The organism is uncultured Aquitalea sp., from assembly GCF_945957525.1.
Taxonomy (GTDB): Bacteria; Pseudomonadota; Gammaproteobacteria; order Burkholderiales; family Chromobacteriaceae; genus Aquitalea.
This window is the reverse complement of record NZ_CAMFLA010000005.1, coordinates 175,093-188,016: the sequence shown is the minus strand read 5'-3', so window position 1 is coordinate 188,016 and position 12,924 is coordinate 175,093. Positions and strand designations below refer to the sequence as shown.

The window sequence follows — 12,924 nt, the reverse complement described above, 5'->3', positions numbered from 1 at the left end:
TTCAGGATTTATGCAACAGCGCCGTGGAAAAATAAAAAAATTCGTTTGAAAGCGCAATACACATAAAAAATAAACCCTTCTATTGGTATAGCAGGTCAGATAAAAACCTGGCTCGATCTTTATTTGCTGGCGATACAGATCGCGCCATCTTCTCACCAGACGGAAACTATCTGGCATTATTAACAAGTGATATATCTTGCAAAAAAGGTGCCTACCCGGGTGTTTATGAAACCACACACTGGAAGCAGGTGATTTTTACTGGTCCGGATAGCGATGCCAAATGCAAAGCGCTTTTCCCTCAGCAGGCTCAGTAAACACAGAACCGCCGCTATCGCTTGCGCGACGCGGCGGTTTTCAGTCTGCTGATGATGCGACTTACTTGAGATCGAAACGATCCAGGTTCATCACCTTGTTCCAGGCGGCGACAAAGTCGCGCACGAATTTGGCTTGAGCGCCGCTTTGGGCGTACACCTCGGCCAGGGCTCGCAGTTGCGAGTTGGAGCCGAATACCAGATCCGCGCGGGTGCCTGTCCACTTCAGCTGGCCGGTTTTACGGTCCTTGCCTTCGTAGAGGTCCCGCCCCTCGCCCGCCGGCTGCCAGGCCACATTCATATCCAGCAGATTGACGAAGAAGTCATTGCTCAACACTTGTGGCCGCTGGGTAAATACGCCGTGTTGCGCATTGCCCGTATTGGCGCCCAGTACGCGCAGGCCGCCAACCAGCACCGTCATTTCCGGGGCGCTAAGGGTGAGCAGTTGCGCCTTGTCCACCAACAGGGCCTCCGCCGGGATGCGGTACGCTTGTTGCTGGTAGTTGCGGAAGCCATCCGCCTGCGGCTCCAGCACGCTGAACGACTCAACATCGGTTTGCGCCTGGCTGGCGTCGGTACGGCCCGGCGTAAACGGTACGGTGATGTCATGGCCGCCGGCCTTGGCGGCGGCTTCCACGCCGGCAGCACCGGCCAATACGATCAGGTCGGCCAGCGAGATGCGCTTGCCATCGCCGCGACCGCTATTGAAGGCTTGCTGGATGCTTTCCAGTACGGAGAGCACACGGGCCAGCTGTTGCGGCTCGTTGACGGCCCAGTCCTTCATCGGCGCGAGGCGAATGCGCGCGCCATTGGCACCGCCGCGTTTGTCCGAGCCACGGAAGCTGGAGGCAGATGCCCAAGCGGTGGCGATCAGTTCGCGCACCGGCAGGCCGGAGGCCAGCACCTTGGCCTTGAGCGCGGCGATGTCAATCTCATCCACCAGCTTGTGATCGACTGCCGGCACCGGGTCTTGCCAGATGAGTTCTTCCGCCGGGACTTCCGGGCCCAGGTACAGGCTCTTCGGTCCCATGTCGCGATGGGTCAGTTTGAACCAGGCGCGGGCGAAAGCGTCGGCGAAGGCTTGGGGGTTTTGGTGGAAGCGACGGGAGATCGGCTCGTAGATCGGATCGAAGCGCAGCGAGAGATCCGCCGTGGTCATCATCGGCGCATGCTTTTTGGCCGGGTTGTGCGCGTCCGGAATCATGTGTTCCGGCTTCACGTCCTTGGCCACCCACTGGTGCGCGCCGGCCGGGCTCTTGGTGAGTTCCCACTCGTAGCCGAACAGCATGTCGAAGTAGCCGTTGTCCCACTGCGTGGGGTTGGGTTTCCATGCGCCTTCAATGCCGCTGGTGGTGGTGTATTCGCCCTTGCCGTCGCCAAAACGGTTGATCCAGCCCAGGCCTTGCGCTTCCAGCGGGGCTGCTTCCGGCTCCGGCCCCACCAGTGTCGGGTCGCCCGCGCCGTGCGCTTTGCCGAAGGTATGGCCGCCAGCTACCAGGGCAACGGTTTCTTCATCGTTCATGGCCATGCGGGCGAAAGTTTCGCGCACGTCGCGACCGGAGGCCACTGGGTCCGGGTTGCCGTCCGGGCCTTCCGGATTCACGTAGATCAGGCCCATCTGTACTGCCGCCAGCGGATTATCCAGTTGGCGATCGCCGGAATAACGGCTACCCGGTTTGTCGCTGGTGGCCAGCCATTCGCTTTCTGCGCCCCAGTAGATGTCTTCTTCCGGTTGCCAGATGTCCTTGCGGCCCCCGCCAAAGCCAAAGGTTTTGAAACCCATGGATTCCAGCGCCACGTTGCCCGCCAGAATCATCAAATCGGCCCAGGAAATGTGGTTGCCGTATTTTTGCTTGATCGGCCACAGCAGGCGGCGCGCCTTGTCGAGGTTGCCGTTGTCCGGCCAGCTGTTGAGGGGAGCAAAGCGCTGATTGCCGGTACCGGCGCCGCCGCGCCCATCGGCCGTGCGGTAGGTGCCGGCGCTGTGCCAGCTCATGCGGATGAACAGGCCACCGTAATGGCCCCAGTCGGCCGGCCACCAGTCTTGCGAGGTGGTCATCAGCGCTTTGAGATCATTTTTGAGAGCTTGGTAATCAAGTTGGCCGAAGGCTTCGGCGTAGTCGAAATCGGCATCCATCGGGCTGGAGGCCGGAGCGTGCTGATGCAGGATGTTGAGGTTGAGCTGGTTGGGCCACCAGTCGCGGTTGGAGCGGGCATTGACTACCACCGGGTTGCCGGCGGTCTGGTGAAACGGGCATTTGGATTCGTTGCTCATGATGTACTCCCTCATTCGTTAAGTGGTTGGGGCGTTGTTCATCGATAGATTAATAAAATCGCAAATCACAATCCATTGAGTAATTTTAATTATCATCATGCCTTACAACTATCACCGGCATCGCTTCGGCAAACCTAGACTCCCGACGTCTTGTCACTGTAGACGATCAGGCGCGGCTCGCCCGGTGGGCACGGCGGACACGAATAGTCTGCGACCAGTTTGGCGGGGTTTTGTTGCAGCCTGCCTGGTGATGTGGACTCTGAGTACATGCAGGGAGAGCACGCACCAAAGCAAAGCCCCGCCAACACGGGGTGGCGGGGCTTTGCTTTGGTAGCGGCATGGCCGCCTGCGGCAAGGCGCTATACGCGGAAGCGTGCCACCGATTGCTGCAGCTGATGCGCCATGGAGGTGATGTCGCAGGCTACCAGCGAGGCATCGCGCGCCTTGTGGTGGTTCTGGTCTGCCTGCTGCGCCACGCGCTCCACATTGTGCGCGATGTCCTGGCTGGCGGTGTTTTGCTCGCTGAGCGCCTCGGCGATACCCACCACGGCCTGCTCTACTTGCCGCGCGCCATCGCGGATGCTTTGCAGACTGTCGCCGGCCTCGCTGGCGGCTTTCACGCCGGCTTCCACCTGGCTGGCGGCAGTGTTCATGCTGTCCACCGCGTCGCGCGCTTCAGTCTGGATGCGGGCGACGGTGTCGCTGATTTCCAGAGTGGACTGGGTTGTGCGTTCGGCCAGTTTGCGTACTTCGTCGGCCACCACGGCAAAGCCGCGGCCCATTTCACCGGCCCGCGCCGCTTCGATGGCGGCATTCAGCGCCAGCAGATTGGTCTGATCGGCAATATCGCGGATCACGGTTACCACTCGGCTGATCTGCTCGGAACGCTCGCCCAATTGCGTGACGGTGCTGGCGGTGGCTGACGAGGCCGAGGCGATTTCGCGCATGGTGGCGACAGTGCGGCTGACAATCACCTCGCCGGTACGCGACACCTGATCCGACTGCACCGCAAGCTCGCGCGCGCTGCCGGCATGGCTGTTCACCAGGCTGATGCTGTGCGTCATTTCTTCCACGCAGGCCGCCATGGCTGCCACGGCGGCGCTTTGCTCTTGCGAGCTGCCGGACACATCCTCGGACACCTTAGCCAGATTGTCGGCATTGCGCGCCAACCCTTCTACGCTCTGGTTCACTTCGCTTACCAGCTGGCGCAGTTCGCGGCACATGTCATTGCTGGCCGACAATACTTCGCCGATCTCGTCGCCGCGATCCACCGCCACCTGCACGGTAAGATCGCCCGCCGCCACGCGGCGGGTGGTATCCACCAGCCAGGACAGCGGCTGGGTCACCCAGCGGCGCATGGCGATGAAGGTGATGACCACCAGCAACAGAATCACCAGCGCAGTGCCGATCAGCATGCGCAAACGCACTTCATGCGGCTCCTTGACCAGTTCATCTGCATAGGCGCTGGTAGCCACCAGCCAGCCCCAACGATCAAAGGTCTTGAAACTGGCCAGCTTCTCGCGCACGCGGCCGTCCGGGTCCTGCCAGCGGTAGGAAATATCGCCGTTTTTGCCGTCCATCATGCTGCGGATGAAATCCTGGCCGTCCGCATCCTTCACCGCCAGCAGGTTCTGCCCTGCTTTGGCGGGATGAATCAGCATATCGCCGGGATGGCCGCGCGCATCCATTACAAACACATAGCCGGTATCGCCGATCCTGATCGACATCACTTTGCTCTTCAGCGCCTGCAGCCCTTCGGTGTAATCCACACCAGTAAAAGCGGCGCCCACCACCTGGCCGGCAGCGTCCTTCAAGGGGCGATAGTGCGTCATGTAATCACGACCAAACAGGCGCGCCGGGCCGGTGTACTCCTGTCCCTGTTTCAGCAAGGCGTAAGCCGGGTGACTGCTGTCCAGACTAGTGCCCACCGCGCGGCTGCCGTCTTCTTTCTTCAGGGAAGAGGCAATGCGCACAAAGCGGTCGCCATCGCGCACAAAGAACGTGGCGGCCCCATGCGTGGCCTGGGAGAAACGATCAACAGTCGCTTCATTGCCGTTAAGCGCGGTATCGCCAGCCATCAGCACAGGCGCAGCGCCTGCGGCGACATGCCAATTGCCCGGCAGAGAAGACAACATCAACGAGGTGCTGTCGGCGGCTTCGCGCTCCAGTCGAGACGCATAGGCGTCCACCATGTCGATCACTTGCCGATTGATGCGGGACATATTTTCCACCGCGTGCTGCTCCATGCGGGTGGAAAGCCAGTTGCTGACCAGAAAGCCTGCCAGCCCCAGCACGGTCAGCAATGCAATGCTGATCAGCACCGACAGCTTTTGCGCCAGGGAGAGGGATTTTGTTTTCGAAAATGACATTTCAGATGGTGGGTGGTGGTGGGATTCAAAATGAATGGCCCGACACATTGGCCGGGCCATGACATGGGCGCCATGATATAGACGCCCCCACCACTGAAATTTGATCGTCATCAAAAGCTGACTGGCTCACACCACTACCGCATCTCGCCCTTCGCCAAAACTGACAGCCCCATCCCCACCGGTACCATTGACGCGTTATTCCCCCGCAAATTCAAACAATTGCTTGATTTGCAAGAAATGTCAAAAACGATAGAAACCGCGCAATTAATTCTCATTTCTTACTCACAAAACTCACCAGGAAAGCGATTCATGCCAGCTGGCGACGCGCAGGCTTCAATCCTGCAAAACAACGGCGCGCTCTGGGCAATAAATGTCGCGACATCAGGCTTGCACTGACGGTGTGTACTTCATGCAACGCAAGGCAAACAACGATCTACTGTGGCGGATGCCGGAGATGCGATACAGCTTCTCGCGCAAGAAACGCTCGTAGCCTGCCGTGCCGTCCACCGCCACCTTGATGAGGTAGTCGTACTCGCCGGACACCAGATGCGCCTCCAGCACTTCCGGCAGGGCCGCCAGCTCCTCGCCGAAGCGCGCCAGCGTGTCCTCCTCATGCGCATTGAGTGTTACCTCGATCAGCACCGTATCCGGCAGCCCCAGCTTGCGCTGGTCCACCAGGGCCACATAACCGGTAATGTAGCCGCCCTCCTCCAACCGCCGGGTATGGTTCCAGCAGGCCGAAGCCGACATGCCGACCCGTTCGGCCAACTCCGCATTGGACAGCCGGGCATTTTTTTGCAGCTCGCGCAGGATCTTCCTGTCCAGGCTGCTTAAGGGCTCTTGATTTTCCATTTGCACATACCAAAAGAAGATTCATCACAATAAAGACAATATTGAAGAATAATCTTCTCATCAAGACTAAGCGACGCCTTATTTGAAAAGCCTCTTCCCATCTACTGCCCGTAAGCTGTTTGCAAGGACAAAGACACCGGCAGACAGCAGGCCAACCCGCCCGCTGACCACCGGCCGGCACTCACCCGGCTGGGCTGAACAGGGGCCTACCCGGCCCCGCCCCCGCGGCCACCCGCCTCCACGCTCCGGACAATTCAAACGGCCATCGGCCCACAAAGACAAACAGGGCGACATCCGCATCCGCGGAAGTCGCCCTGTTTATGTCAGATACTATCTGGTTTAATCTACTTGAAAACAACAGCTGAAAATCGTGAGTATTTGAATTTTACTTCAGAAGACCCAGATAATTGGTAAGACAAGACCAAAAACCAACCATATTGCTTAAGATAAGCACGCATCATAGTTAACCCCTGCAACCCAGCACACCGATACAAAAAAGCTGAACCACTCAGTCCATATCCAATATCCGAAGCCTTTACTTCCTTAACTTGCCTACAAGTTTCCTCTCGATACTCCCTCTCCGATGAAGCATTATTTCTTAACGCTTGCCGGTAGGAGAAAACATTTCCTCTTGATGAAACATTCAAATAATCAGTCCCATACACCGAAAAATCATCACGCCCCACCCCTCTAAACTCCGCGATAGAAACCAGCCCCAAAAGCGAAACATCATGCTGACGATAAAATCTATCTCCATCAAGTCTTAGATACTCACCACCGCTCGACCAAACCATAACCGGTTTTGGATATGAGTACTCGCCACCAGGGTTGGTCACTTGGTACTGATATGTAAATATATCGAACTTAGGCTGCACCTTTACACCATGCACTGATAGGTTGTACTGCAGCTGAAGGGTTTTATTTACCTTCAGAAAAGCCCCATACCCCCGCCAGAAGCTGACCTCACTCGGATCAGGCATCCAATTATAAAAACGGCTCATAACCAGTGAAAAATTTTCCGCCTTGCCGCCACCATCTCTTTCCGCATCCTCAAGTTGCTCCGCTATTATTTTCTCCGTAAGAGCCATAGCCCTCTCCTGAACTTCTGGAGAAACAGCTTCCGCAAAAACATGACTAGCAGCAAAACATGATAACAGGCAGATATTTCTCACCAAAACCAACACCTCGACAAATTAAATAAATTTGAATTTTCCAGCCAATAAAATTACAAATCAAACAAAAAATCAAAAGCAAACATATTGAAATTAACTATATTTACCCATATCCAAGAAATAAGAGTTTAGCCTCTTACTTCTCGCGCAACTCGTAGCCCATCTCCTGCAAGGCTTTGCGGAATTCACTCATGGCCATTTGCACCAGTGCGGGCTGCCCGCTGAAACCAAACTCGATATGCATCTGCGGAATGGCGTCATTGCCAAAATTGGGCAGGCTGGACAAACGCAGCGCCGGGTAGCGTTCGGCAAACGTCTGCATCAGCGTGATCAGATCGCCCTCGCGTGCGTTGACGGCAATGATGTTGGCCTCGACATCAGGCTGATCATTGCGCAAATGCGGGTAGAAGGTGTCCAACACCCACTCCACCATCGGCCAGGCCATGGAGGGAAAACCCGGCACAAAATGGACATGACCGTGTGAAAACCCCGCCATCTGATTCACCGGATTGGGAATCAACCGACTACCGATAGGGAAATTACCCATATTGATACGGTGCGGATAAGCCTCGGCGCCAAAGCGGCCTTCAATCAGCGCCCGCGCTTCCGGATGCACCTCCAGCGGCAAACCCAAGGCCTCGGCGGCGCAAGCGCGGGTGTGATCGTCCGGCGTGGCGCCAATACCGCCGAAACTGAACACCAGATCGTCGCCGGCAAAAGCACGCGCGAGGCTGGCAGTAATGCGCGCCGGGTCGTCGCCCACATACTCGACCCAACCGAGTTTCATGCCACGCGCCGCCAACAGGCGGATCAGCGTAGCCATGTGCTTGTCCTGGCGTTTGCCGGACAAGAGTTCGTCACCGATGATGATGGCGCCCGTCTGCATGGCGGATTCCTTACAGGCCAGCGGCCAACCGTCGTTGAGACATGCTGACAGTCCGCGAGCCGGATATGCTGAAAAAACGAAGAGACTTGCTGCGGCTAGAAGACGGCGCGCAACTTGTCGCGCACGCCATAGAACAGGATGCCCACCCACTCCCGCAAGGCGGAATGGCATTCCTGCATGGCGCGCCCTTGTGGAATGTACCAGAGCAGGCCCTCACCGTCATAACGCACAAAACCGGTGGGCGCAGGTAACACCGTCAGTCCCGTCTGTTCGAAAAACGGCTCGGCACGGCGTAAATGCCAACCCTGACTCACCAGCGCGATGCGGCCTATACCGTCCGCCGCCAGCAGGCGGGAGCTGAAACGCGCATTCTCCAGCGTGGTGGCGGATTGGTCCTCCACCCAACGCGCTTTGATGCCGTAGTCTTCGGCCAACGTCCTCGCCATCACGCGGGCCTCAGCCTCGCCACCGATTGGCGCGCCGCCGCTTACCAGCAAGGGCAAGCCGGTGCGTCGCGCAAGATGGGCGGCATAACGCAAGCGGGACAGCGTGTCCGCGCTGGGCTCGCTGCGACCATATTCCGGTGCGGGCTTTTTACCGCCGCCCAGCACAACGATAGCCTGTACCTTCGCCATTTCCTCCATCTGCACAACGGGATAGCGCTCAAGACCGGCACTAAGCCACATCGCGGTCCGGGGAATGGACAAGACATAGGCCAGCAAGATGGCAGCGGCGATAAACATCGCGCCGACGCGAGGCCGCCGACGCTTCAGCCACAGGCCAAACAGCAGCGGCAGCAGGAAAACGAAGGGGGGCAATAAAAAGGCCCCGAAGAGCTGGTGAACCAGTACTTCGGGGCTAATCGTTGCTGTCATTCAAGACTCTTTTGGCTTACTCACCGAGGTAGGCGTTGCGCACGCGTTCGTCGTCGAGCAGTTCGCGAGCCGGACCACTCATGGTGATCTTGCCGCTTTCCATCACATAACCGCGCTGGGAAACTTCCAGCGCCAGCTTGGCGTTTTGCTCTACCAGCAGCATGGTCACGCCTTCCTTGGCAATCATCTGGATGATCTCGAAGATCTTTTCCACGATGATCGGCGCCAGGCCCATGGACGGTTCATCCAGCAAAAGCAGCTTGGGCTTGGACAGCATGGCGCGGCCCATGGCCACCATTTGCTGCTCGCCGCCGGACAGCGTGCCGGCCAGCTGCTTATAACGCTCTTTCAGGCGCGGGAACAGTTCGTATACGCGCTCGATTTCACTCTGGATGGCTGCCGGGTCGTTACGGTAGTACGCGCCCATTTGCAGGTTTTCTTCCACCGTCAGCTTGGCGAAAATGCCGCGACCTTCCGGCACCATCACCAGACCATGGCGCACGTAATCGTACGAAGGGATCGTGCCGTTGGCCTTGCCATCATAAGTAATGGAGCCGCCGGACGGCTTGACCATGCCCACCAGGGTTTTCAGGGTGGTGGTCTTGCCGGCGCCGTTGGCGCCGATCAGGGTGACCAACTCGCCCTGGTTGATGTGAAAATCCACCCCTTTGACGGCCTGAATGCCGCCATAGGCCACTTGCAGGTTTTTGACTTCCAAGAGACTCATGCGTGTGCCGCTCCCAAATACGCCTCGATGACCTTCGGATTACGACGCACTTCTTCCGGTACGCCTTCGGCAATCTTCTTGCCGTAGTCCAGTACCGCGATGCGGTCGCACAGGCCCATCATGAGCTTGACGTCGTGCTCGATCAGCAGGACGGTAACGCCGCCCTTAGCGATCTTGCTCATCAGTTCCTTAAGCTCTTCGGTTTCGCGCGGGTTCATGCCGGCGGCCGGCTCGTCCAGCGCCAGCAGCTTGGGCTCGGTGGCCAGCGCGCGGGCGATCTCCAGACGACGCTGATGGCCGTAGGACAGGTTGCGGGCGCGCTCTTCGGCCACATCGGTAATGCCGACGTATTCCAGCAGCTCCCAGGCCTTCGCCTCAATGGCGCGCTCTTCTTCGCGGGTGCGACGATCGCGCAGCACGGCGCCCAGCGCCCCCGCCTTGGAACGGATGTGGCGACCCACCATCACGTTTTCCAGCGCGGTCATTTCGGCAAACAGACGGATGTTCTGGAAGGTACGGGCGATGCCGGATTCCACCACGATGTGCGGCTTGGCCTGAAACAGGTTCTTGCCGTCAAAGGTGAAAGAGCCTTCATCCGGCACGTACAGACCGGTCAATACGTTGAACAAGGTCGTCTTGCCGGCGCCGTTGGGGCCGATCAAGCCGTAGATTTCACCCTTGTTGATGGTGAGGCCCACGTCGTTCAGGGCGTGCAGGCCGCCGAAGCGCTTGTGAATGCCTTCGATTTTCAGCAGTACTTCAGCCATGACTTAACCTTTCTGCGCTGCGGCGGCTTTGGCGTCGCGGAATTCAGCCTTGCGGCGCTTGGACGGCAGCATGCCTTCCGGACGCACCAGCATCATTGCCACCATGGCGAGACCGAACAGCAGCATACGAGCGTTTTCCGGGTCGATCAGCATGCGGCCCATGGTCTTCATCTGCAGCGGACCGATCACGTCGCGCAGGATTTCCGGCGCGATGGTCAGCACCACGGCGCCCAGAATCACGCCGGCGATATTGCCCATGCCGCCCAGCACGATCATGGCCAGGATCATGATGGACTCCAGCAAGCTGAAGGATTCCGGCGACACAAAGCCCTGGAAGGCGGAGAACAGACCGCCGGCCACACCACCGGACAGCGCGCCCAGCGCAAAGGCCAAGAGCTTGATGTTGCGGATATTGATACCCATGGCGGAAGCGGCAATCTGGTCTTCGCGCAGGGCGACCCAGGCGCGGCCGATGCGGGAATGTTGCAGACGCCAGGCCATGATCACCACGATCACGGTCAGCACCAGGAACAGGTAGTAGTACAGATAGACCGGGGGCAGATTCAGCCCAAACAGGCTGATTGGCGTGCCCAGGTCGACGCCGGCCACATGGATCGGATCGATCAGGTTGATACCTTGCGGCCCGTTGGTGATGTTCACCGGGGCGTTCAGGTTGTTCATGAAGATCCGGATGATTTCACCGAAACCCAGCGTCACGATGGCCAGGTAGTCGCCTTTAAGTCGCAGCACCGGCGTACCCAGCAGGATGCCGAAGAAGGCGGCGAACAAAGCGCCCAGCGGAATCGTGATGTAGAACGGCAGGTGCAGGCCGAAGTGCGGCGAACTCAGCAACGCGTAGGTGTAAGCGCCCACGGCGTAGAAGGCGATAAAGCCCAGGTCGAGCAGGCCAGCGAAGCCCACCACGATGTTCAGGCCCAGCGCCAGCATCACGTAAAGCAGCGCGAAGTCGACGATGCGCACCCAGGAATTGCCCAGCGAGCCGCCCACGATGAAGGGCAGTACGCACAGAGCGATGGCGGACGCGATGAACACGCCGACTTTTTTGGAATCTTGTGCCTTGGTCATGTCTAGTTTCTCCCCCTGATCAGGCACGGTCGGCGACTTTTTCGCCCAGCAGGCCGGACGGACGGAAAATCAGCACCAGGATCAGCACCATGAAGGCGAAGATGTCCTGATAGTTGGAACCGAGGAAACCGCCGGTCAGTTGGCCGATATAGCCAGCGCCGAGACTTTCGATGATGCCCAGCAGAATGCCGCCGGCCACTGCGCCGCCCAGGTTGCCGATACCGCCAAGCACCGCCGCGGTGAAGGCCTTGAGGCCGATCATGAAGCCCATGTAGTAGTGGGCCTGATCATAGTTGGTGGCAACCATCACGCCGGCAACTGCGCCCAGCGCGGAACCCAGAACAAAGGTAGCGGAGATGATGGTGTTGACGTTCACACCCATCAGACCGGCTACGGTGGGGTTCTGGCTGGTGGCGCGCATGGCGCGGCCCAGCTTGGTTTTTTCCACCATCACCAGCAAGCCGGCCATGATCACCAGGCACATGACGACGATCACCACCTGCAGTTTGGTGATGGTAGCGCCGAAGATGTCGATGGTGTCGTGGTTGAGCACTTGCGGGAAGGGGATGTAGTTGCGACCCCAGATCAGGATGGCCACTTGCTGCAGCACGATCGAAAGACCGATGGCTGTAATCAGCGGAGCCAGACGTTGCGCGCCGCGCAGCGGGCGGTAAGCCACGCGCTCGATCACGAAACCAAGCAACATACATGCGGGAATGGCGACCAGCATGCCGATCAGCACAAGTGCGGGACCGGGCAGATTGACGCCTGCGTTGGTGAGAGCGGAAACCACCGAGATGGTTACCATGGCGCCAAACATCACGACTTCGCCGTGAGCGAAGTTGATGAGCCCCATGATCCCGTACACCATGGTGTAGCCCAGCGCAATCAGCGCATAAATGCTACCCAGCACGAGTCCGTTGAGGATCTGTTGGATAAAAATGTCCACGTGGGAGATCTCCTTTGAATGAACGACCCAGCGGCTTGGGAGGCTTACGCCCTTTTTTTGCCACCTGTAGTTGTTGACTGCCATCCAGTTGCTTGTTGGCTTCTGTCTGACAGCCGCACGGATTATGCGTGTGGATTCAATCGACTGTCAATCTCAAAAACCGGCAAAAAACAGGCAAAAATTAAATCATTTAAAATAATCTCAACTTATTGATTTTTATGTATTTTTTTCAAACAAAGGCGAAGGCGCGCTGAAGATAAAATTGGATATCTTCACTAGGAGCCCAGCGCCATTCGCTTACCAGCATTTTCACATTTTTGACATGTTTCTTACTGATTTTTTTCACTTTCGAACAGAAATGCTGGCCTGAATTCCAATGCGAACATACTATGTTCGTAGTATTTCGAATGTATACAATCTTCGGGATACAATTACAGCCATTACACTGCCGCATGCGTCGACAAAAAAAAATCATGGCTGCCCGATCTTCTGCCGAACTTGCAGCAAGCCGCACTGCCGCCCTTCAGCAATAACCGGGCCAGCTTCGCGGCCAGCTCAAGCGGCTCAAACGCGATCTTCCGCACCAGATTGCGGCATAAACCACTTCCTCGCACAACAACAAGGCGGCAATGCCACACAACGGCACCGACCATCA

At 57.9% G+C, this 12,924-nt stretch carries 10 protein-coding genes; all 10 read right to left on the bottom strand.

The features are described from left to right. Positions 1-375: 375 nt before the first annotated feature. Positions 376-2,586, bottom strand: coding sequence for a catalase/peroxidase HPI (katG, locus tag Q0P52_RS06845; protein ID WP_293760014.1), 2,211 nt, complete (start codon positions 2,584-2,586; stop codon positions 376-378). 359 nt (positions 2,587-2,945) lie between these two features. Continuing rightward, positions 2,946-4,955, bottom strand: a complete 2,010-nt coding sequence (locus Q0P52_RS06840; RefSeq protein WP_293760016.1) for a methyl-accepting chemotaxis protein — start codon at positions 4,953-4,955, stop codon at positions 2,946-2,948. Positions 4,956-5,336: 381 nt separating this feature from the next. Further along, a complete protein-coding gene (locus Q0P52_RS06835; protein WP_293760018.1) occupies positions 5,337-5,807 on the bottom strand; it encodes an Lrp/AsnC family transcriptional regulator in 471 nt (156 codons plus the stop codon). A 344-nt stretch (positions 5,808-6,151) separates the two neighbouring features. Continuing rightward, positions 6,152-6,895, bottom strand: a complete 744-nt coding sequence (locus tag Q0P52_RS06830; protein ID WP_293760020.1) for a hypothetical protein — start codon at positions 6,893-6,895, stop codon at positions 6,152-6,154. Positions 6,896-7,115: 220 nt separating this feature from the next. Next, positions 7,116-7,865 carry a competence/damage-inducible protein A gene (locus Q0P52_RS06825; protein WP_293760022.1) on the bottom strand — a complete coding sequence of 250 codons (750 nt, stop codon included), beginning with the start codon at positions 7,863-7,865 and terminating at the stop codon, positions 7,116-7,118. Between the two features lie 95 nt (positions 7,866-7,960). Next, positions 7,961-8,740 (bottom strand): YdcF family protein, encoded by a 780-nt coding sequence (locus Q0P52_RS06820; RefSeq protein ID WP_293760024.1) that lies wholly within the window; start codon positions 8,738-8,740, stop codon positions 7,961-7,963. Positions 8,741-8,756: 16 nt separating this feature from the next. Then, complete coding sequence (locus Q0P52_RS06815) at positions 8,757-9,467, bottom strand: ABC transporter ATP-binding protein (RefSeq protein ID WP_293760026.1); 711 nt, start codon at positions 9,465-9,467, stop codon at positions 8,757-8,759. After that, positions 9,464-10,234, bottom strand: coding sequence for an ABC transporter ATP-binding protein (locus Q0P52_RS06810; protein WP_293760028.1), 771 nt, complete (start codon positions 10,232-10,234; stop codon positions 9,464-9,466). The genes Q0P52_RS06815 and Q0P52_RS06810 overlap by 4 nt, the downstream gene beginning before the upstream one ends. A 3-nt stretch (positions 10,235-10,237) precedes the next feature. Beyond that, on the bottom strand, positions 10,238-11,320 hold the full coding sequence (locus Q0P52_RS06805) for an ABC transporter ATP-binding protein (RefSeq protein WP_293760030.1): 1,083 nt from the start codon (positions 11,318-11,320) through the stop codon (positions 10,238-10,240). 19 nt (positions 11,321-11,339) lie between these two features. Continuing rightward, on the bottom strand, positions 11,340-12,269 hold the full coding sequence (locus Q0P52_RS06800) for a branched-chain amino acid ABC transporter permease (protein ID WP_293760032.1): 930 nt from the start codon (positions 12,267-12,269) through the stop codon (positions 11,340-11,342). Positions 12,270-12,924 lie beyond the last annotated feature (655 nt).

Excerpts from the sequence above, each read along its gene's own strand:
- Q0P52_RS06835 (WP_293760018.1), bottom strand. The coding sequence starts at position 5,807 with ATGGAAAATCAAGAGCCCTTAAGCAGCCTGGACAGGAAGATCCTGCGC.
- Q0P52_RS06830 (WP_293760020.1), bottom strand. The coding sequence starts at position 6,895 with ATGGCTCTTACGGAGAAAATAATAGCGGAGCAACTTGAGGATGCGGAA.
- katG (WP_293760014.1), bottom strand. The coding sequence starts at position 2,586 with ATGAGCAACGAATCCAAATGCCCGTTTCACCAGACCGCCGGCAACCCG.
- Q0P52_RS06840 (WP_293760016.1), bottom strand. The coding sequence starts at position 4,955 with ATGTCATTTTCGAAAACAAAATCCCTCTCCCTGGCGCAAAAGCTGTCG.
- Q0P52_RS06815 (WP_293760026.1), bottom strand. The coding sequence starts at position 9,467 with ATGAGTCTCTTGGAAGTCAAAAACCTGCAAGTGGCCTATGGCGGCATT.
- Q0P52_RS06820 (WP_293760024.1), bottom strand. The coding sequence starts at position 8,740 with ATGACAGCAACGATTAGCCCCGAAGTACTGGTTCACCAGCTCTTCGGG.
- Q0P52_RS06805 (WP_293760030.1), bottom strand. The coding sequence starts at position 11,320 with ATGACCAAGGCACAAGATTCCAAAAAAGTCGGCGTGTTCATCGCGTCC.
- Q0P52_RS06810 (WP_293760028.1), bottom strand. The coding sequence starts at position 10,234 with ATGGCTGAAGTACTGCTGAAAATCGAAGGCATTCACAAGCGCTTCGGC.
- Q0P52_RS06825 (WP_293760022.1), bottom strand. The coding sequence starts at position 7,865 with ATGCAGACGGGCGCCATCATCATCGGTGACGAACTCTTGTCCGGCAAA.